At 47.4% G+C, this 19,356-nt stretch carries 21 protein-coding genes and 1 pseudogene; 19 read left to right on the top strand and 3 right to left on the bottom strand.

The window, feature by feature from the left end; translation table 11 throughout:
* Nucleotides 1–243: 243 nt before the first annotated feature.
* The 3 genes from ACXHJ1_RS01090 to ACXHJ1_RS01080 form a co-directional block, all read right to left on the bottom strand.
* Entirely contained in the window at nt 244–2,142 is a 1,899-nt protein-coding gene (locus ACXHJ1_RS01090; RefSeq protein ID WP_457905435.1) for a 5'-nucleotidase C-terminal domain-containing protein, read from the bottom strand.
* 194 nt (nt 2,143–2,336) lie between these two features.
* Nucleotides 2,337–2,762 carry an ImmA/IrrE family metallo-endopeptidase gene (locus ACXHJ1_RS01085; protein ID WP_017426406.1) on the bottom strand — a complete coding sequence of 142 codons (426 nt, stop codon included), beginning with the start codon at nt 2,760–2,762 and terminating at the stop codon, nt 2,337–2,339.
* A gap of 11 nt (nt 2,763–2,773) precedes the next feature.
* Nucleotides 2,774–3,247 carry a helix-turn-helix domain-containing protein gene (locus ACXHJ1_RS01080; RefSeq protein ID WP_013369769.1) on the bottom strand — a complete coding sequence of 158 codons (474 nt, stop codon included), beginning with the start codon at nt 3,245–3,247 and terminating at the stop codon, nt 2,774–2,776.
* A gap of 275 nt (nt 3,248–3,522) precedes the next feature.
* On the opposite strand from ACXHJ1_RS01080, the gene ACXHJ1_RS01075 reads away from it, so the two are divergent.
* The 19 genes and pseudogenes from ACXHJ1_RS01075 to ACXHJ1_RS00985 all read left to right on the top strand — a co-directional run bounded on the left by ACXHJ1_RS01075 (nt 3,523) and on the right by ACXHJ1_RS00985 (nt 19,322).
* Nucleotides 3,523–3,999 (top strand): ArpU family phage packaging/lysis transcriptional regulator, encoded by a 477-nt coding sequence (locus tag ACXHJ1_RS01075; RefSeq protein WP_017426408.1) that lies wholly within the window; start codon nt 3,523–3,525, stop codon nt 3,997–3,999.
* A 116-nt stretch (nt 4,000–4,115) separates the two neighbouring features.
* A pseudogene (gene ant(6) / locus ACXHJ1_RS01070) lies at nt 4,116–4,964 on the top strand (aminoglycoside 6-adenylyltransferase).
* Nucleotides 4,965–5,309: 345 nt separating this feature from the next.
* A complete protein-coding gene (locus ACXHJ1_RS01065) occupies nt 5,310–6,278 on the top strand; it encodes a hypothetical protein (protein ID WP_457905434.1) in 969 nt (322 codons plus the stop codon).
* A 10-nt stretch (nt 6,279–6,288) separates the two neighbouring features.
* Nucleotides 6,289–6,507 (top strand): hypothetical protein, encoded by a 219-nt coding sequence (locus tag ACXHJ1_RS01060; RefSeq protein ID WP_016821321.1) that lies wholly within the window; start codon nt 6,289–6,291, stop codon nt 6,505–6,507.
* Between the two features lie 2 nt (nt 6,508–6,509).
* Entirely contained in the window at nt 6,510–7,976 is a 1,467-nt protein-coding gene (locus ACXHJ1_RS01055; protein WP_457905433.1) for a phage tail sheath family protein, read from the top strand.
* 122 nt (nt 7,977–8,098) lie between these two features.
* A complete protein-coding gene (locus tag ACXHJ1_RS01050) occupies nt 8,099–8,506 on the top strand; it encodes a phage tail tube protein (protein WP_016821317.1) in 408 nt (135 codons plus the stop codon).
* Between the two features lie 100 nt (nt 8,507–8,606).
* Nucleotides 8,607–9,041: a phage tail assembly chaperone gene (locus tag ACXHJ1_RS01045; protein WP_250267639.1), complete on the top strand. Its 435-nt coding sequence runs from the start codon at nt 8,607–8,609 to the stop codon at nt 9,039–9,041.
* Between the two features lie 23 nt (nt 9,042–9,064).
* Complete coding sequence (locus ACXHJ1_RS01040) at nt 9,065–9,196, top strand: hypothetical protein (protein ID WP_016821314.1); 132 nt, start codon at nt 9,065–9,067, stop codon at nt 9,194–9,196.
* Between the two features lie 21 nt (nt 9,197–9,217).
* Complete coding sequence (locus ACXHJ1_RS01035) at nt 9,218–10,969, top strand: hypothetical protein (RefSeq protein WP_457905432.1); 1,752 nt, start codon at nt 9,218–9,220, stop codon at nt 10,967–10,969.
* A 36-nt stretch (nt 10,970–11,005) separates the two neighbouring features.
* Complete coding sequence (locus ACXHJ1_RS01030; RefSeq protein ID WP_164964690.1) at nt 11,006–11,647, top strand: LysM peptidoglycan-binding domain-containing protein; 642 nt, start codon at nt 11,006–11,008, stop codon at nt 11,645–11,647.
* Nucleotides 11,644–12,621, top strand: coding sequence for an XkdQ/YqbQ family protein (locus tag ACXHJ1_RS01025; protein WP_102998618.1), 978 nt, complete (start codon nt 11,644–11,646; stop codon nt 12,619–12,621). The genes ACXHJ1_RS01030 and ACXHJ1_RS01025 overlap by 4 nt, the downstream gene beginning before the upstream one ends.
* Nucleotides 12,614–13,021, top strand: coding sequence for a hypothetical protein (locus ACXHJ1_RS01020; protein WP_013369781.1), 408 nt, complete (start codon nt 12,614–12,616; stop codon nt 13,019–13,021). The genes ACXHJ1_RS01025 and ACXHJ1_RS01020 overlap by 8 nt, the downstream gene beginning before the upstream one ends.
* On the top strand, nt 13,008–13,478 hold the full coding sequence (locus tag ACXHJ1_RS01015) for a DUF2634 domain-containing protein (protein ID WP_081338585.1): 471 nt from the start codon (nt 13,008–13,010) through the stop codon (nt 13,476–13,478). Before ACXHJ1_RS01020 ends, ACXHJ1_RS01015 begins: the two co-directional genes overlap by 14 nt.
* On the top strand, nt 13,478–14,629 hold the full coding sequence (locus tag ACXHJ1_RS01010) for a baseplate J/gp47 family protein (protein ID WP_457905431.1): 1,152 nt from the start codon (nt 13,478–13,480) through the stop codon (nt 14,627–14,629). The genes ACXHJ1_RS01015 and ACXHJ1_RS01010 overlap by 1 nt, the downstream gene beginning before the upstream one ends.
* The gene (locus tag ACXHJ1_RS01005) at nt 14,622–15,296 is read left to right on the top strand and encodes a YmfQ family protein (protein WP_457905430.1); all 675 of its coding nucleotides are present in this window, start codon (nt 14,622–14,624) and stop codon (nt 15,294–15,296) included. Before ACXHJ1_RS01010 ends, ACXHJ1_RS01005 begins: the two co-directional genes overlap by 8 nt.
* A 1-nt stretch (nt 15,297) precedes the next feature.
* Nucleotides 15,298–17,841, top strand: a complete 2,544-nt coding sequence (locus ACXHJ1_RS01000; protein ID WP_457905429.1) for a hypothetical protein — start codon at nt 15,298–15,300, stop codon at nt 17,839–17,841.
* Between the two features lie 13 nt (nt 17,842–17,854).
* The gene (locus ACXHJ1_RS00995) at nt 17,855–18,466 is read left to right on the top strand and encodes a hypothetical protein (protein WP_457905428.1); all 612 of its coding nucleotides are present in this window, start codon (nt 17,855–17,857) and stop codon (nt 18,464–18,466) included.
* 58 nt (nt 18,467–18,524) lie between these two features.
* Entirely contained in the window at nt 18,525–18,791 is a 267-nt protein-coding gene (locus ACXHJ1_RS00990) for a hypothetical protein (RefSeq protein WP_126666100.1), read from the top strand.
* An 84-nt stretch (nt 18,792–18,875) separates the two neighbouring features.
* Nucleotides 18,876–19,322, top strand: a complete 447-nt coding sequence (locus tag ACXHJ1_RS00985) for a phage holin family protein (protein ID WP_016821295.1) — start codon at nt 18,876–18,878, stop codon at nt 19,320–19,322.
* The last annotated feature ends 34 nt before the right edge of the window (nt 19,323–19,356 follow it).

The following is a 19,356-nucleotide window of genomic DNA, read 5'->3' as shown; positions in this document are numbered from 1 at the left end:
TAATGGACTCCTTCCACACACATAACTGATCCCGATGGATACCGGGACAAATGTTCTCTGCCCGAATAACTCTTCTCCATCATACCTCTCGGTTCACAACTTGTCAGCGGTTAAAAGGCTTGCTTTCAAAAAAAATATGCGATGTCCAAATGAGCTTGGACTATCGCATATCTAAAAAATCCTGACATATAGCAGCATCCGAAACCACTTGGATTCCGAATGCTGTTTATGCAAGCTATTGAATTAGGCCGGGAGGTCCAACTTTTGCCCCGGATAAATGCGGTGAGGATTCTTCAACTTATTCAACTGCTGAAGCTGTTGCCAGGTAGTACCGTGTTTGCGGGAAATGTCATACAGTGTATCCCCGGATTTTACAACATATACATGGCTATTTGCAGCTTGTGCAGTAGCCGATGCCTGCTGTGACTTGCTAGTTTGAGACTTCGCAGGTGCCGATTTCACAGGTGCTGGTTTCGCAGCCGATGTGGAATCGGATTGCGGTATCTCCTGCAGAGGTGCTGGCGTCGTGGCTGGAGCAGACGGTACAGCTTGTGTGGCAGGGACAGAAGTTTTTCCGTCTGCCTTGGCTTCTTGAATACGGCCGTCTGCTTGTACTTGCAGGCTGGCAGAGCCCACTTTTTGCATATAGCGGATTAACGCTTCATCCAGCGATCCGAACATACCTGCCTGTGGATATTTAGCGAACATCGTATATTGGTCACCACCTACGGCAGTAAAATCATTGGTAGCCAGTGTGTATGTTGCCTCAGGATCAAGGGCTTTTCCAGCAATCAGAATGGAGTGAACACGGTTGCCTTTGGCTGCTGAGGTGTCTATTTTGAACGAGATACCGGACACTTGCGGGAAGCCCCCGCTTGGTTCCGGGTAGGAGGCTGCGCCATTTTCCAGTGCGGCCTGAAGGTCAGAGCCTTTCACTTTCAGGGTAACGATTTGGTTGCCGAAAGGCAGTACGGTGATGATGTCTCCCTTGGTAACCGTTCCTGCTTTGATGGAAGCGCGGATGCCGCCACCGTTCGTTAAAGCCACGTCTGCTCCCGAAACGTCACGCATAGCATCAGTGAGCAGGTCGCCGAGATTAGTTTCACCCGCACGTACCTTTTCGCGCGCGCCTTCCAGATCTACACTGGTTTGTGCTACAACCTCTTTAAGAATTGGTTCTTGCTCCTTCTGAATGGAGGCGATTAATGCAGCAATTTCAGCGTTGGGCTGCACGTCAGCAGCTTGAGTCGAATCGATCAGCTTCGCTTGCTTTTGGATAACCTTGCCGCCATCGACCCACAGATCCACCACACCTAGATACTTGGTGTATTCACCTGCACTAGCGATTAACGTGCCATGGTCACCGACCAGGCCTTTTTCCAACACGGTATGGCTGTGTCCATCGATGAAAATATCAATGCCAGGCACTTCCTTCACAACCTTGAGGCTGGTGTCTTTGCTGGACGCATCTTGTCCCAGGTGACCCAGAGCAACGACGACATCTACTTTGCTGCGGATTTCGTCTACTGCCGCTTTGGCTTCAGCCGCAGGGTCGGTGAATTGAATGCCCTCCACATTTTTAGGATTGGTTTTATATGCTGTTTCAGGCGTAGTTAGGCCGATAATACCGATTTTAACGCCATCGACTTCTTTAATAGTATACGGTTGGAACAAGCGTGTTCCGTCGGTTTGCTTAATGTTGGCGCTCAGTACAGGGAACTGAATCTCTTTACTCAGCTCAACCAGATGCTTCCAGCCGTAGTTAAACTCATGGTTACCTGGAACCATTGCATCATAGCGCAGCTTGTTGATTACTTTTACGATACTCTCACCATTGACCAAAGTAGCGAAGGTCGTTCCATGAACGGTATCCCCATCATCCAGCAGTAATGTATTGGGATTGGCAGCGCGATATTGATCGATGATACCCGCCAGCTTGGCGAAGCCCATTTCCTTGTCGTTAGCGACCACGTGAGCATGGGTATCATTCGTATGTAGGATGGTGATGTGTTTACCGCTGACTGGAGTCGTTGTTGTCCCCGTTCCCGCAGTAGTAGCTGGGTCCGCTGCTGCTGTACCGAGACATCCGAACAGAAGCGCGGCGGTCGTCAAGATCGACGAGAGTTTTTTCCATGAGTTCATGTTGTTCCTTCAACCTCCCATAAAATGAATGAATTAGAGAAACCGCTTACGTCCACATTTTATCAGATGATTGTAAAAATAACTCTTATTTTATATCAAAGCACTACATTTTTTTGAGATATCGGTTGTTAAACACACCGTCTAGTTACCTATATTGTAGAGGCAGTAATAGACAGCAACTCATAGAATAGGAACTATTGTTCTGTTTTGTGATCAAAAAAAAGGGCAGTCTCTTTGGGCAGCCCGATTCGGGGTAAATAGTGATCCAATGTTTCGTCAGCCAGCGGCGGATTGCCTGCACTCAGCAAAAGCACGGCAAAGCGATTAGCCTGCTGTTCAAATTTTCCTGGAGAAAAGTAGGAATGCTCCTCCATAAAAAAGCGACTAATACCTTTATGCAGTCGGTCATGTCCCAATTCATGCGCACAGACGAACCGTTCCCATTCTGGTGTAAGGCCATTGTGAATGACGATGAATCTTCTGCGCAGCTTGTGATAATACAACCCTTTGGTTGTGGAACCCAGATCGCAGTATCGGATATGGATGCCTAAGGCTTTTGCGATATCAAAGGGGCAATTGGTACGGTATTTTCGGACAAGTTGGTGAATGAGTTCCTTCATACGATCACCTACTATCCCTGATCTTTGCTCGCACCGGGATCTGCGGGCTTTTTATGTTTGTTCATTTGCTTGGCTTCCCAGAACAGGCCTGTCAGTACGTCCTTGATTCGTTGTCGGTCTTTTTCATCCAGCGGAATGCCATCAAACATTAATTCGTCGTCTTCCTCCAGCATTTTTTTAAAATCCCGGCGGTCTTTGGAGTTTGCCCATTCTGGTACAGTAGAACGATAAAGTTCGTGTGGGTTTTGCTCTATTGAATCATCGTCCGCCCAATATCCGGCGGCCTTCATCATTTCGGTATAGGATACGCTGAGCGCGTCCGCTATTTTGCGGAGGGTGGAGGGTTTGGGCACTCCGCGCAGCCCATTTTCGATGCGGGAAATTTGTGAATTACTAATACCTGCGGCATCTGCTAATTGGTTGATGCTCAATTGCTTGTGCTCACGCTGCTGTTTTAGGTAAGTTCCGAATGCTGGCTGTTCCACAATGGAGCTCCTTTCTGCAATAGAATCATAGAATTAGCTTTATTATACCATTAGGCAAATAGTAAAAGCACGTAATATGCCAAAAGGCATAGAAAAGTAGAGCGAATATCCTGTTTTTGGGGCTATATTGCTTTTTTTCACGATGGATACCTATCCTAAATAATGTTATGTTATACTCGAGATACGAACAAAAGGGGAACGAAATGTAAACAAGTGCATTTTTATTTGAAAATACATCATTGTCAAAAGGCATAATATAAGGAGTGTTGCTTTTCATGAGAAATAACTTACCCGAATTAGACCGTCGCAAAACGCAGAATGCATTGGAGGGTGTATTTGAGAAATACCGGATTTATAAAACAATAACCTTTATGGATCGGGAAAGCTTTATTACTGCTGGCTATACGGATCGCCCGAACGGACCCACGAATGTGACAAGCGACCCAACGGCCCGGACTGCTGTATATAATGTAGATGCTCCTGCCGCCCGCTTGGCCTATTGCCAAATGGTGGATGCCGTAGTGAGCCGCTTGAATGAACGTGAACAGTTGCTGATCCGTGAACGTTATTTAAAGGATGATGATGTGTTCGATTACAAGGTTTACAATTATGTGCTGGACCCGCCAGTCAGCAAAGATACGTATACGAAGCTTCGCACACGTGCTTTTTACAAAATGGCGCTAGCGCTGGCAGACCAAGGCGTTCTGAATCTGGCAAACTTGCAAAAGGGTGCGGATCGCAGACTGGGGTAGGTAAATGCATAGGGGTCACAACCTGTGGCTATTAACCTAGACAGCAAGGAGTATGAACCGCAACGGTGAATAAGAAGCATAGGTCTCAATTAAAATAGGAACGGAGGACGGATGTATTGAGAAGTGAACCAGAAATGATGAATATCCTTATAAAGTTTGCTGATAAAAGAATACGATTGGTCACGATGGAAGGATCACGTACAAACTTCAATATTCCTCCTGATTCATTTCAAGATTATGATATTTCTTACTTTGTAACAGATATGGATTCTTTCAAGGAAAGTGATCAATGGCTCCACGTGTTTGGGGATAGGCTTATGATGCAAAAACCCGAGGATATGGAACTTTTTCCATCAGAACTAGGTAACTGGTTTTCATATATCATTCTTTTTGAGGATGGAAACAAATTAGATCTGACACTGATCCCTATAAACGAGGTAGAGGATTATTTTACGAATAGCGATGGCTTAGTTGAGGTTCTGCTCGACAAGGATGTGCTGATCCAAGAGGAAGTGATCGCAAACGACCATCAATATTGGATTAAAAAGCCTACGGCAAAGGAATTTGATGATTGCTGTAATGAGTTTTGGATGGTTTCAACTTATATCGTAAAAGGATTGGCGAGAAAAGAAATCCTGTTTGCTATTGACCATTTGCACGAGATAGCACCACCTAATTTGCTGCGAATGATGGCTTGGAAGATTGGCTCAGAGCAAGGGTACACCTTTAGCGTAGGAAAAAACTATAAATTTATAAATCAGTACCTTCCTAATGAAGACTGGGAAAGTTTACTATCCAGTTACTCTTAAAATGGCTATCGAGAAATGTGGGAGTCTTTACTTACTTGCTATGCATTGTTTAGAAAATACGCTAAGGCTGTGGCCAGAAGTTTGGAGTATGAGTATCCAGATTACGATGAAGCCATCACTAGGTATACTGCAAATATTTATAATTCATTGAATTGAACGATGTAATAACCGCCTTTTTTAAAGGGCGGTTATTTTTTTGTGTGCACATCAACAATGAGATTAAACGCATTTTTAATATAAGAACAAACGTTCGCGATATACCATCTAACTTCATCCCTAGTCTCTACTTTTATCGTCCATTTCCCCGGCAACGCATTCGTTATAAGGGTGTAAGATTATATCATCGGGAATCAAGACAAGAGGACATACCGAAGACACACACCGTCAAACGTTAGCCGGCCAATAGGGCCGGTTTTTTCATGCGGTCATCGTCTTTGTCACTTCCCGGGAATTCGATGTATAGAAAGGAGGAGTCGTGTTGCCTAAGCAAGGGATGCTGCAATGTATGAGTACAAGGCTACGCCGGCTGAGAGCATGGAAGTGGAAAAAAGCCTGGCTAAACAGCCACAGCATGCGAGCACAGGATACGCAAGGGTGGCATGCCACAGGATGAGACAAGCCTTTAAGCAAAAGCTCATTGACATTATTCCGGCGCTGCAAGGGCGTGTATACGATGTTCAACCCCCGTCGCAGACGGCAGAGGAGCCGTATGCGGTTATGGTGCTGGGCGAGGAAATCTGGAAGTCTTCCTGGGCCGGTTACCGGCAGGTTGTCCGCATCAAGCTGTACGCAGGACAAGCGGGGCTGGCGCAGGCCGATGTATGGGCGAATACCCTGATTGCCGGACTGCACCGAGTATCGGTGACAGGTAAAGGTGAGGACACGTCTGCTTTTACCGCGCACTATTTGGGCGTACGGGATGCAGAAATGCTGGACACGGTTACGGGCAAGGCCTATAGAACGCTGCGTTTTGGCGTGTATGTGCCTGAAACAGAAGGTGGATCGGCCGCTTCAGCACCTGGTGCAGCACAGCCGGAAGAATGGCTGGCAGCACTGGTCGGCTGGACGCAGAAGCAACTGGGCGAATTATGGTCGATATACGCCGACGCATGGCCCGCACAGCCGGGAAGCCACGCGGTATTATGGCGGCTGAGCGGCTGTGAAACCCGGATGGCAGGAGCCTCCATGTATGAGCTCCGCAAACGGTTCATCGGGCATATCACTGCTCCGGTCACCACCGAAGAGAACCGCGCAGCTTCCGCGCTGGTCGAAGGCTTTGCCGCTCAAATCCAGCTTCCTCTGGAGCAGGACAAGGGCCGTTATATGTCTACGGCTGAAGCCTCAGCCGATTTGCAGGCGGATGCCATTTTAGACGGTCAGCTTCGGCTGACGCTGGTACAGCGGCGTATGCGTCCGGCTGAGGAAGCGGCATTGATTCGCAGAGTGGAAATTCATCCTATTTTGAAATGAGGTGGTCCGAGTGACCTTGGAAAGCCATGAGAAGACCCCGCTACATAGCGGGCAGGAAGCAAGTGGCCCACGCTATACGCTAGAGGAACTAAAGGAACACGCAGAACAATTGTTTTCTGTAAAAGTAGAAGTGCTGGCAGGCGCCTTTTTTGGCACACAGGACAAGCTGTTTACGGTAGCAGAAGCACACACTAAAATCGAACAATTTATGAAAGCGAAGGTGGATTAATTATGGCAGGCGGAACATGGGAAAACACGAATAAACCGGTATTACCGGGTTTGTATATGAATTTTCAGGCAGCAGCAGCTTCAGCGATTCAAGGTGGATCACGTGGTACGGTCGTTGTACCCGTCAAGGCGAATTGGGGCCCTGTACGTGAGTTTGTAGAGGTGGGCAGCGAAACGGCTATTAGCCAAATCTTCTCCGGCGGCAGTGAGAATGGTGCGACAGCATATTCCACGTTGTATCTGGCTTTGCTGGGCGGTCCGAAAAAACTGCTCGCTTATCGCTTGGCAGATGACACGGCTGCTGAGGCGTCTGTAACGCTGAAAAGTGGTGGCGAGACCCCAACCGACGTGCTGCGTTTGAAGGCTTTGTACACAGGTAGCCGTGGTAATGGTTTTGCCGTAACGGTACAGCCAACTTTGGGCGACGAGCAAGCTCGTGAGGTGCGCCTCTATGAAGGAACCAAACTGCTGGGTACGTACAAAGGCAGCGACGGTACGGCTGCTTCGATTGCCAAAGCGCTGAACGAAAACAGCGAAAACGTATGGGTGAAAGCTGAGGTTGTCGGCGAAGGCGGCATTCCAGCGGATGTCAGCGGCGTACATCTGACAGGTGGCAATAGCGGCAATAGCAAGCTGGTTAATGCCGATTACATCGCCATGCAGGAAGCATTGGAAGGACAGGAGTTTAATGTGCTGGCCCTGGATTATGCAGCCGATCTGGCATTGCTGCAAAGCTTTGCTGCCTGGATCAAACGTGTCCGGAATGAAGGCAAAGGCGTCATCGCTGTATTCGGCGGTTCTGCGGCAGATGATGTGTCCAAAACGGCTGTCAGCTTGGCTTCTGCACGTTCTTTGGCACTGAACCATGAAGGCATCGTAAACGTGGGCACAGGCGTACGTCTGGCAGGTACGGACTACAGCTCCGCCCAAACGGCTGCCTATGTAGCCGGACTGATCGCAGGCCAACGGTTGAACCAATCCGCAACGTATGCAGTTACGCCTTTTGAGGATGTAACCCGCCGCTGGACACGTTCCGAGCAGGAACAGGCTGTCCGTAACGGGGTGTTCCTCATGTTCTTCGATGGCCGTCAGGTCAAAGCGCTGCGTGGAATCAACAGCTTGGTGAACCCGTCTGCCGGACAAAACAATGCGTGGAAGAAAATCCGTTCCATCCGTGTCATGGATGCCATTAACGCTGACTTGCAGCGTGCAGCCGAAGAGACTTACATTGGCAAAATCAACAACACAGTAGAAGGCCGTCTGGCACTCATCGGTGCGATCAAAGAATACCTGGCACAGCTGTCGCTGAGCAACGTGATCGAGGCGGATGGCTACGATGTCATTCTCGATCCGGCTTACTACGGTGATGCGCCAGTCATCAAACCGGAGCCGGATCAAGTGTTCCTGCAATGGAATGTGAAGCTCACCGACGTGATGGAGCAGCTGTTCGGCACATTTTACGTGCAATAAATAAGCATTTTACGTGCATAAGCATTTCGGTGGCGATCAGTAGGATTAAGGTAGCTTTTTAACAACGAGGATTTTGTGAAATCCCGAACTATATTATGAATTATTTTGAGGAGGAAAAAGAAATGTTGGATGCTTCAAGAGTTATTTTAGGTACGTTTGGTCAGGCGCATGTGGACGGGGTGTGGCAGACGAATATCAATAAGCTGGAAGCCAGTGTGGAAATGGAAAAACGCGAACTGAATCTCGTGGGCAATGAGTGGAAGGTGCATAAGCGCGGCATCAAAAAAGGGACGGGGACGATGAGTGGCTACAAAGTTACGTCCGATATGATTCGTCGTGGTTTTAATCGTTTTGAGATTATTACGAAGCTGGATGATCCAGAAGCTTTTGGACATGAAAGTATTCGTCTCATCCGTTGCACTGCTGACAAAATCCAGCTAGCCAACTGGACAGCAGGCGAGGAAGTACAGGAAGAAACGACCTTCACCTTCGAAGGCTATGAGCTGCTGGATCCGATTGTAGCGAACTAAATTGGTTAACGGGGAATTGGGATGCTGTCAGGTGTCCCGTTCCCCAAATATAAATAAGGATTTTTAAAATTCTGAAATTAACAATAAGGGAGAATGACCTATGAGTTTGAATGAGAATATGACAGAAGAACAAATTTTGGACAGTCTGTTTGAAGCCGCTGAGAAACTACCGGAAGAAACGGTTCGTATCAAGCGCCTGGATATGAAAATTGTGCTGCACGGACTGACCTCTAGTAAGGTGGACAGCATTCGTGAGCGTTGCACGATTCGCCGAACCGTGAAGGGTGCTGTAGACGAAAAGATAGATACCGAAACGTTCAACGCCTTGTTGATTTCGGAAGCCACCGGAAAGTTGGAAGTGAAGGGCCTGTCCCTTAATGGTTGGGGAGATCCCCGGATTACAAGCCGCTTGAAGCTGTCCGGTGGCGAACAGTCTGTCCGCCGTATGCTGCTGGCGGGTGAACTGGATGCAGTGGGAGATAAAGTGCTGGAACTGTCCGGTTTTGGCGTTGAGATTGCTGATCTAAAAAACTAATCAGCTCCGGGGGAATGACGACGATGCTGTACCACTTGTGGGTCCGGCACCACCTTCGTCCCGGAGACTTTTGGCGGCTTCCCCGCGGTGAGCGCATGCTGCTGCTGGCGTTTGCCGAACAGGAAATGGATAACATAGCAGCTTCAAAAGTATAAACAAGGAGGTGAACATGATAGATGGCAGAAGCATTAAATTACCGCATGAACCTTGTGATTGATCCTAAAAACGTCATTAAGGCGAACAGAGAATTGCGCGCAATGGAACGCTATTTTGAGCGAATTCAAGGACGTGTTTTGAAAATCGGCCGCACTCGCATGGCCCCGGAAATTGTGCTGAACGATATGGCTTCCAAAGGCTTGGATAATCTGTTGAACAAGATTAACCGGGTTAAATCTCAGATTATTAATGCCTCTGGGAATGTGAATGTGAAGGTAAATAGCGGCACTGCTAAAGCAGACCCGGTCAAGTCTGATAACAATCTGAGTACGGTTTTGAAAGCAAATACTACTGCTGTAGAGGCCAATACGAAGGCTATTGCGGATTTGAGTACTAAATTAGGTTCTCTGAAGATCGGTGGTGAGGCGAAAGAAGAAGAGCCTAAGGGTTTTTTTGAAAATCTTAAAGATACCCTGGGGGGTGTCAAAAAATTTGGCGAAGGTATGAAGGGATTTTCCGAAACAGGATCTAAATGGAGGGGATTGAAGCAAGAATGGTCTAATGCTGGACCAGTTACGGGAAATACAAGAAGGAAAAAATTAGTTAATGGAGCGAAAAAAATATGGAATAATAAAGGCAGTCTAGGTAAGGCTGCTGGTGAACTTATAGAAAGTGTCGGGGGTACTGGAGACATGTTAGAAGGGGTGATGGATTTTTTTAAAGGCGGTGGCGGAATGATTGGGAATATTAAAAGCGGTGGCAGTGCTGCTATAGATGCAGTTTCTAGCGCGGCTTCTAGTATTATAAACCCTAGCACTGCAGGTGCAGCTGAGGAAGCCGGATCAGGCTTGTTCAAAAACCTTTTAAAAGGCGGCGCAAAAAAACTGTTGGGGCCTTTAAGCTATGGAATGGATATTGTGAACATCGCGAAGGCCACCTCTGGTAAAGAACGCGCAGAAGCTATTGGTTCCACGGTAGGCGGTACTGCTGGTTCTGCGTTAGGTGGAGCTATAGGTTCATTTTTGCTGCCGGGTATTGGTACTGTGGTTGGTTCAACACTTGGGGGTATGGCGGGAGATTTTGTCGGAGGTAAAATTGGCGGATTAGTCTCAGATTATGGTCCAGCTATGATGGAAAAAGCGAAGTCCGCCGGTAAATTTCTTGGAGAAAAGGCTTCACAGGTCAAAGGCTGGATTTCGGATAAGGCTGGAGACTTTGGTAAAAGTTTTTCTGATTTCTTTTCTTTCGGTAAAAAAGACGAACCTAAAAAAGAGCCAACTAAGCCACCTGAAGTTCATAAACCTTCAATCCCACCTAATTCAAATATAGGTGCGTCTCTTAAGCCCTTAGCAACTATGCCGCCTTTATATAGTGCATCCGCATTCGTGCCTCCACAACCGGGCGCCAAAGGCGTTCCTAATCCTTACGGACCGATGGCTATCGCTAACCAAGGGGTAAACCCAAGCCCAATGTTGAATACTGCGGCGCATGCTAACAATGGCGCCAAAGCTAAAGGTAAGGCCAACGGTAATCCCACTCCTCAAGTAGTACAGATCAGTCCTGAACAAATGGGAACATTGTCTGGCTTTTTGAAGGATTTTAAAACCGAAACCACCAATCAATTTAATCTTCCTGCGGGGGCTGTACAGGTCACTGTGCATGAGAACAAGCTGGATGTGGATGGTCTTATTACGCAGATTGGCTACCGCCTCAAAGCTGAAATTTTGCGTGCAACGCAGAATACCAAGCCAACGGGCGCTGGAGCTATGTAATGCAGTAAATGGTAGCAGTAGGGAAGGAGGATAAAGATGGAGTTTAGTTTGACGGATGGTAAAGGGAAAAAGTTTCAGTTTCCAGTAAATCCTGAGGAAGTGACGATCTCACGGCAAAAGGGATTTGATACAACGACAATTTTGTCCTACGGGGAGTTTGACTTCCCACAAGGGGAGAAGGTGAAGGAAATCTCCTTCTCTTCTTTTTTTCCGAAAGAATACAATCCAGCATATTGCACATATGAAGACATCCCTGATCCGCAGGAGGCCATGAACACGTTGAATGGCTTTTTGTTATCCAAGAGTCCGCTACGTTTTATCATTACGGAGACAGCTGTGAACGTACCCGTAATTGTAGCTTCTCATAATTCGACCTTTCGGGGCGGGGAATATGGGGATGTGAATTTTGATTTGTCACTGCGAACTTGGAGCGAAATGAAAGTAGCCAAAAAAGCTGGTACCGGTTCGAAGTCTGTGACAGTCAACAAAAAGCCTCGCACGGATATGAAAGAAAAAAAGAAAACGTACACGGTTAAATCGGGAGATTCCTTGTCCAAAATTGCCAAGCTGGAGCTGGGAGATAGTTCGCAATGGAACCGCATTTATCAGCTTAACAAAAAGGTCATCGGGAAAAATCCGAATGCGATTAAACCGGGGCAAAAGCTGGTGCTGTCATGAGCTATAAAGTCATTTTACAGGATAAATATGATCTTTCGCCACTTGTGGAGAACATTAATTTGAGAGATTCGCTGGAGCAAATCGCCTATCAGGGGACGGTCAATTTGGTCGTTACGTCCGATATGCCGACCATTTCTCCAGGGATGTCAATCCGGGTTAGTGGTATTCCTTATGGTAAAAAAGACTATGTTCCTTTGTTATCTCCAGCGGTGATCTGGGAAGTGGAAACCTCCAACAACGGGCTTAAACGTATGACGCTGACGCTATATGACCGTACGGTATATTTGGACAAGTCCGAGGATGAATATTTGCTCCCTGCCAAGCAGACGGCTACCCAGCGTTTTCAGAAATATGCGAGGGATTGGAAGCTGAAAATCGCTTCTTTGCCGGACACAAAAAAGCAGCTCGGGCGCGCCGTATACCGGACGCAGTCCATTTATTCCATGATGCTGGGCGATCTGCGGGAGACGGCCAAGGCGGGCGGCAAGCTGTATCATCCACGTATGATTTCTTCCGGCTTGGAGCTGTACGAACTGGGCACGAACAAAGATGTATATGTTTTGGAGAAAGTGACCGATACGACACAATCCCGTACGTTGGAAGGCGCAGCCACGAGAGTAAAGGTGTTGGCTACGGCGGCCAGTGAAACAGGGAAAGAGGTTCCTTCCAAGGTGATGGCGCTTGAGGAAAAGGACATTGCCAAATATGGAACACTTCAGGTGATCGTACAGGATGACGAGGTGAAATCGGGTGCGGCGGCACGTGAGTTGGCCAAAAGTAAGCTGAGAGGCATACAACAAACGATATCGGTAAATGCGCCAGATATGAATACGATTCGAGCAGGAGACGCGGTAATGTTAGGGAACATGAAGCTGCTGGTGATTTCAGTAAGCAGGGAATTGGGCAACCCTGGCAGTATGTCGCTAGAACTCGGAACGTATGACGATGTAAAAAGGAGGTTTTACCTTGAATAAGGACCCCTACGGGCACTTAGCCACTGCGCTGCAATCTTCATTTCATAAACACACCAAGCAAGCGCTGAGTGGAGTAGGTGCAGTATTAGGTACCATCACTTCCACAGGACTCAAGCTGGATGATTTTAAACATGAGCTTCAGGATTATCTGGTCGCCGAGCTGCCGGGGCTGCTATCTGTACCACGCCATATGTACAAAGGTACCTCAACATCGGTAGAATCAGAAAATTGGGAAGGCAAAGAGCTGAAAACCTCTTTTTATATCGGGGAGGATGAGCTGGAGGATGTAAATCTGAGCCTGAACAAAGGACTCAAGCCCGGGGATCGTGTGCTGGCGGTACGGGTGAATAGCGGTAACGATGTGGTGGTCGTGTGCAAGGTGGTGAATGGACGTGGCTAATTTGTTTCCCGAAACAGATGATATGATCTGGACAGACACAGATATGACCAATCCAGAAGTGCTGGAGGATAACCGTGCGGTATTTGGGCGAAGCTGGAGATTTGATTTTGAAGCTGGGGAGTTTGTAATGAGCCCTAGCCGTAAAATCGTGACTACAGGCGAGAAAGAAGCTTGGGTACAGTGGTGTGAAAAAGCTATACGCACTCCTCGCTACCGTCATGTAATCTATTCGCCTGATTATGGAAGTGAGCTGGAGGAGCTGATTGGCAGCAGCTATGGGCACGGTGTGCAAGAAAGTGAAATTAAGCGCATGGTCACAGAGGCGTTGCTAGCAGATGCACGTACGGCTAGTGTGGATCAGTTCACGTTTCGCTGGGAAGGTGAGGCATGCTATTTTAGCTGCCAAATTACGAACGTGCGGGATGAGACAGAAATTGTGGAAAGTGTGGTGATCTAATGGCAGACTTGCCGGAATATTTGGTAGACCAGACGGAAGAGGAAATTTTAAATCGAATGCTGGAAAAAGTGCCTTCGGACATCGATAAGTCCGAGGGCTCTTTTATTTGGGATGCGCAGGCGCCAGTGGCATTTATGCTTTCTGAAGCGGCAATCTGGGCGCAGGAGCTGCTGCGTCGGGGGTTTGCCAGCACAGCAGCCAGTGATAACCCGGATTTTCGCTCGCCGGAACTGGATTTGCGTACAGCAGAGCATGGAGTGACACGGCGGGAAGCCGTTGCGGCCTCAGGGAAGGTCAAGTTCACAGGCACAGCTGGAACAATCGTCCCGGCGGGAACGTTGGTGGCGACTCCAGCAGATGATGTATCCGGGGAAGCCTCTATTGAATATGCGACCACGGCATCGGTCACGCTGGATGAACAGGGCACCGGGGAAGCGGCCATTCGGGCGGTTAATCCTGGACGCAGCGGCAACGTGCCAGCGGGTGTCATTCAGGTGATGGCTACTCCGATTATCGGGGTTTCCTCCGTGATCAATACGGAGGAAACCAAAAGCGGCACAGACATTGAAAGCGACCAGCTGTTGCTGGAGCGTTTTTATGCCAAGGTGCGGAACCAGGGTACAAGCGGTAACAAGGCGCAGTATACCCAGTGGGCGAATGAGATTGCTGGAGTGGGTGGCGTGGAAGTTGTTCCACTCTGGAAAGGGCCAGGAACAGTGGGGTTATATGTGCTGGATACGGATAAACGCGCTGCCAGCCCGGAAATCGTGGCTGCGGTGCAGAAGTATATCGATCCGACCCAGGATGGGCAAGGCGAAGGGTTAGCACCAGCAGGTCCTGTGGTGACGATCATGCCAGCGGCAGAAGTGGAAATAAACATTTCGGTCAAGGTACAGCGCACCAAAGAGAAGCCGTCCACACTGGATGAAATCAAAAAGCTGATCGAAAACGGTGTGCGGACGTATTTGAAGCAGCTTGCTTTTTACAAGGCAGATCCGTTGGTAAGGTACACCCGGATTTCTGCTGTGCTGTTAGACATTCCAATTATTATTGATTTCTCTGAGCTGAAAATCAACGGACAGAGCAATCAGAATATTGAGATTGGATCAGGTCAGGTGGCCGTGCTGGGGACGGTGAGCGTCAGTGAGTAACAACGGAATAGACAGTTTTGAAGAGTTTTTGAATAACTCTGACGAGGGAAAACGTGTAAACCGTGGTGACACCTTTGCTAACCGGGTAGCAATAGCGAGAGATACAGTAAGCCAAATGAGCAGCCAGCGGGGACGCGAGCTGCTTTCCTATTTGCCTGCCTATTATGAAACCTCACGTGTGATGCGTTCCGATATGGATGCTAAAGGAAGCGAACTGGATGCCTTGTATCTTGCAATGGATGCAACGGTGGGACAGTTTTTCGTACGTACCGCCACCTGGGGGCTGGAACGCTGGGAAACGGAGCTAGGGATCGAAACCGATCTGGGGAAGCCGTTGGATCAGCGGCGCGCAGTGGTGGAATCGAAGCTACGGGGGGCAGGAACCTTTTCAGGCAAGCTTGTCAAAAATGTAGCTGAGGCGTATGACGGAGGCACGGTAGATGTTACTTTTCACCCCGCCGAATGGGGATTTACGGTCAAATTTATGGATACCATCGGAATTCCGCCCAACGTGGAGGATCTTAAAGCAGCCATTGAGGAGATCAAGCCTGCTCATATGGCGGTAGAGTATAAATTACGCTACCTGACCATTGCCGAAGTTGAGTCTATGACACTCTATGAAAATGAACATACAACACAGGATAGATATTTAGGAGGTGGCGCATAACATGGCAAGCGAAAAAACACCGAATCTTGGTTTAAATCAAATTGACCGCACATCGCCCAAAACAACGTATTTTGATCTGGAGAAGTACTTGGATGAAAACTGGCGGTCTGTAGATAAATTTGCAGGTGACGTGAATGACGGTGTAAATGAGATTAAGAAGCGCCTGGATACGACGGAACGTAAGGCAGTCACTTTGGAACCCGGAGTACAGATTGTTCATGCAGAAAAGGCTGCGCCATTTTCGTTGACGGGAATAAGCGGACGTATGTTGGTGAATTTGTTGGGGCGGGCAGGCTCTTGTGACCGAATCGACAGCCTTTTAGGTTGGGAAGCTGATCTTGCAGTGGATACATCTAATAAGGCGCAGGGTACGGGATCTATCAAGGTTACTGCGAAGAATGCTTCCGGTGTATATAACGTGTATAGTACCGGATTAAAGCTTACTGGTGGAAGATACTATATCGCCCTAGCTGATGTTAAAAACATCAATGCCTCAAATAATATCTATGTAAACTTTTCTACAGGTGGTAATAAGGCGCTCAAACAGTCCAAAGATCAGAGTCGATTTGTAACGATTTATACAAAATGTGCACCGACAAACGATACTGCTATCAACTTGGAAGTTGCATCAATTTCAACAGCAACTGGCCAAACTTTTTATGCAGACGCTATTCGTCTTTATGAGATTAGCGCTTCAGATTATGCTGCCTTAGACAGCATGACCGCTGAACAGGTAGTTACCAAATATCCATATGTGGACAGCATAATGCCTGTTCGTAATCCGTATGCGATTAGATATGGGGAGAATATGTTGCCTTCTCTCTTTGAGTGGTCAGCCAAACAGGGAACACCTATTATAGTGGACGAAAAAAGCATTACTGTCACGTTGGATAACAAAATAGTACACACTGTGTCGCCGCTAGTGCCCGGACAAAAGTACACTGTATCAGTTCAATCGGGTGGGGCGACTGGTAGGGTTACGGTTACGGACGATCCTGAGTCCGCTATTATAGTTGAGGCAGTGGGTTCGGGGTTGTTAAGCGCCACATTCACAGCAACGAGTCGAGCTGCTAATATTCGATTGCTAGGGACATCATCAACAGCCGTTACCATGACAAAGCCAATGCTCAACATGGGCAGCACAGCTAAAGCATTCAAGCCGCGCGAGGATTCCATGTTGGCATTGCAAACAGACCTGTACGCTGATCCAGTTATAGGAGTTAATGCGGATACAGTTTTTGAGCGTGATGGTCAATACTTCAAAGTGAAAAGGTTTGAAAGTGTCCTACTAGATGGTAGTAAAATAACTAAAGTGAATAATGTAGTGTCGGGGACAGGCTTCAAAGCCCTTTATCCTGTAGTGCCCGATGTAAATTATGCGTTTGTCGGCAGTGGATCGGCAGTAAAGTTTGACGGTAAGATACTATTGTGGGGTGGTCAAGACACAACAGCCGACAGATGGGGGATAGATGCGACTTCGCCCAATTTTGCCATCTCTGTATCTGTTTCAGACAGTGGATGGGCTGATAGCTACCCACCTACATTAGACGACATCAGAGCCTACTTTTTCGGGTACAAGGCTTATGACGCTAATACCCTAACACCAGCACAAGCACAAGCAGCAACTACGGCAACTTGGAACGGTACGGGTACAAAGTATTGGGTTCAGCGTGTGGGCGCACCTAACTTCACGCAATCCGTACCGCAACAATCCTATGCAGGGTATACGCCGTATCAACTTGTATTCCAGCTTGCAACGCCTACCGTGGAACCTATTGTATCCGAGGGGCAACTATCATTTGTTGAGGGCGACAACCAGGTTGAAGTAGGTACAGGGATGATTGTTAGGGAGGAATCTAAACCATCAATTTCAAGTAACCAATACTGGATTAACGGCGCTTTAGGTGGACTTGGCAAACTTCGTGAAAGACCCAATAAAATTTTCGTTGTTTATAAAAACAGCAAGAACGATAGATGGGGAATAATTACTCATGCCGATGCTGACAAGAGCACATATGGTCTTGTTCAGGCCTATGCTCCTGCCGCTAAGTTTGACCCGTCTGCATCTTACAGCACGACCTATACAACTACCGAAGCCTCGCCAGTCGTACCATTTGTGGGCACATACGCAGCCAACGAAACAACGCTGCTTGTGGACTTGGTAGACAGCGTACAGCAAAACACCGCGCGTGTGAGTGTACTTGAGAACAAGAAGGCTGAAAAAGATAATCCCGCGTGGCTCAAACCTACGTTGATTAATGGGTGGGCTTCTTCATTGTTCGGTTTCATTAAACTTAGCGATAACGTAGTCTATTTCAGAGATTCAATTTCAGGGGGAATTACAACACCTGGAACTATATTGTTCACCCTTCCTCCGCAGTATAGACCTGCTATAAGAACGGAGATACGGGTAAGATCAAACGGCGGAGGTAACGAATCCAGCAATTCCACCGTAGTTATAAACACGAACGGAAATGTACTGATCCAGAACACTATATACACGGCTGTTTGGCTGGATGGGGTTTCGTTTATAGCTGAACAATAAGGAGGTCTAACAAATGAAAGCAGTACCTAAAGTAAATACAAACGGCCTCTATCTAGAGGACGAGCTGGTGGACGATGCCTTTTCAGGTGTCGTCCCTTTTTATACTCTATCTTCGCCTACGCTATCTGATACAAACCAGCAACTAGACACCCATCGGCTTGCTGACAGTAGCTCTAGTACAATAGATGTAACCAATTCAAAAAGCACCCCTGCTGGTTATACAGTAGGGATTCCAGTGCCATCTGGTCTATACCATCCTCGTTTTGACATCCAAGGTTGGCTGGCCTACGAAGCAGAATATGCAGAAAATCTGTTAGAAGCGCAAAAGGCTTTTGATCAGTTAAACAACGAATCCCAAACTTTATTTCAGAAATTGCATGATGAATGGCAAAACAAGCTGGAAAATGAACGCGGGGATGAACCTGTATATTTTGCTCAGACATTTACGGTTCCAGAACGAAGAGATCCAGCGACATTCTGGAGTGAAGGATTGAGTGAGGAAGAAATTAAGGAACTGACTCAAAAAGCGGAGCAACAGCCAAGCGAGACAGATCAACTGAAGCAGCGTATTGCAGATCTCGAAGTGACACTGACCAATCTCTTGCTCGGGAACACAGGAAAATAAGATGTACTGACAATTATATGTAACAGGAAAATTTATAAAAAGAGGTGGAGTCATAACCATGGCAGCTTTAACAGAGGCTCAAATGCGTATTTGTGCTCATGCTTGCATCACCCGCTATGATCGTGGAGAAGGTGATATAGTAACGATCATGGGAAGCTACACTTTAAATGAAGAACAGCGGGGACAAGTAATGAAGATTATTTTATCCACTCGTTCCGATCTAGTACCGGATAACGTAGATGATTCATCATCAACCGATGCTCCGAATGAACAGGAAGAAACGGTTAAATGGTATAACTCTATTTTCCGCAAGAAAACAGTATAGAGAACAAAACAGAAATAATGGGTTATGCCCTTGGATCAACCAAGGGCATTCATTTTACACCTAGGTTCAAAAGGGGGAACAAATATGCATGAAAAGATCGATCAGATTTGGCTGGGGTTTTCCACGGGGACCTTGATCGGTTATTTTTTCGGGGGGTGGACCACAATGTTGACGTTGCTGTGGTGGATGGTCGTGATCGACTTTTTCACCGGATGGGCAGCGGCCTGGATTAATGGGGAGCTGAAAAGCCGCCAAGGATATTACGGTATTTTTCGCAAGGTTACCGTGTTTTTGCTCATTACGGTAGCCCATCTAATCGACGGTATTCTCGGGGATGCACACTATTTCCGGGATGCCGTCGTTTTCTTTTATTTAGCGAACGAGCTGTTGTCTATTATAGAAAATGTGGGCAGAATGGGAGTGCCAATGCCGGATATTTTGCGGAATGCGGTCGCCATTTTTGAGTCCAAGTCGAGTGGGGAAAAAATAAAGCCAACCGATCCTTCTGACAAGCAAAATAAAGCTTTATAAAGTGCTGACTGTTGCCATTACAAAAAAGGAAGAC

The sequence above is a fragment of the Paenibacillus sp. ALE2 genome, from assembly GCF_054113385.1.
Note: the sequence above shows the minus strand (reverse complement) of the source record. Positions and strands in the feature narration are given on the sequence as shown.

What these genes read in the sequence shown, in the direction of transcription:
- ACXHJ1_RS00995 (WP_457905428.1), top strand. Translation starts at nt 17,855, where the DNA reads ATGAAAGCAGTACCTAAAGTAAATACAAACGGCCTCTATCTAGAGGAC.
- ACXHJ1_RS01035 (WP_457905432.1), top strand. Translation starts at nt 9,218, where the DNA reads ATGGCAGAAGCATTAAATTACCGCATGAACCTTGTGATTGATCCTAAA.
- ACXHJ1_RS01050 (WP_016821317.1), top strand. Translation starts at nt 8,099, where the DNA reads ATGTTGGATGCTTCAAGAGTTATTTTAGGTACGTTTGGTCAGGCGCAT.
- ACXHJ1_RS01065 (WP_457905434.1), top strand. Translation starts at nt 5,310, where the DNA reads ATGTATGAGTACAAGGCTACGCCGGCTGAGAGCATGGAAGTGGAAAAA.
- ACXHJ1_RS00990 (WP_126666100.1), top strand. Translation starts at nt 18,525, where the DNA reads ATGGCAGCTTTAACAGAGGCTCAAATGCGTATTTGTGCTCATGCTTGC.
- ACXHJ1_RS01010 (WP_457905431.1), top strand. Translation starts at nt 13,478, where the DNA reads ATGGCAGACTTGCCGGAATATTTGGTAGACCAGACGGAAGAGGAAATT.
- ACXHJ1_RS01085 (WP_017426406.1), bottom strand. Translation starts at nt 2,762, where the DNA reads ATGAAGGAACTCATTCACCAACTTGTCCGAAAATACCGTACCAATTGC.
- ACXHJ1_RS01045 (WP_250267639.1), top strand. Translation starts at nt 8,607, where the DNA reads ATGAGTTTGAATGAGAATATGACAGAAGAACAAATTTTGGACAGTCTG.
- ACXHJ1_RS01015 (WP_081338585.1), top strand. Translation starts at nt 13,008, where the DNA reads ATGGACGTGGCTAATTTGTTTCCCGAAACAGATGATATGATCTGGACA.
- ACXHJ1_RS01055 (WP_457905433.1), top strand. Translation starts at nt 6,510, where the DNA reads ATGGCAGGCGGAACATGGGAAAACACGAATAAACCGGTATTACCGGGT.
- ACXHJ1_RS00985 (WP_016821295.1), top strand. Translation starts at nt 18,876, where the DNA reads ATGCATGAAAAGATCGATCAGATTTGGCTGGGGTTTTCCACGGGGACC.
- ACXHJ1_RS01000 (WP_457905429.1), top strand. Translation starts at nt 15,298, where the DNA reads ATGGCAAGCGAAAAAACACCGAATCTTGGTTTAAATCAAATTGACCGC.
- ACXHJ1_RS01075 (WP_017426408.1), top strand. Translation starts at nt 3,523, where the DNA reads ATGAGAAATAACTTACCCGAATTAGACCGTCGCAAAACGCAGAATGCA.
- ACXHJ1_RS01040 (WP_016821314.1), top strand. Translation starts at nt 9,065, where the DNA reads ATGCTGTACCACTTGTGGGTCCGGCACCACCTTCGTCCCGGAGACTTT.
- ACXHJ1_RS01030 (WP_164964690.1), top strand. Translation starts at nt 11,006, where the DNA reads ATGGAGTTTAGTTTGACGGATGGTAAAGGGAAAAAGTTTCAGTTTCCA.
- ACXHJ1_RS01090 (WP_457905435.1), bottom strand. Translation starts at nt 2,142, where the DNA reads ATGAACTCATGGAAAAAACTCTCGTCGATCTTGACGACCGCCGCGCTT.
- ACXHJ1_RS01025 (WP_102998618.1), top strand. Translation starts at nt 11,644, where the DNA reads ATGAGCTATAAAGTCATTTTACAGGATAAATATGATCTTTCGCCACTT.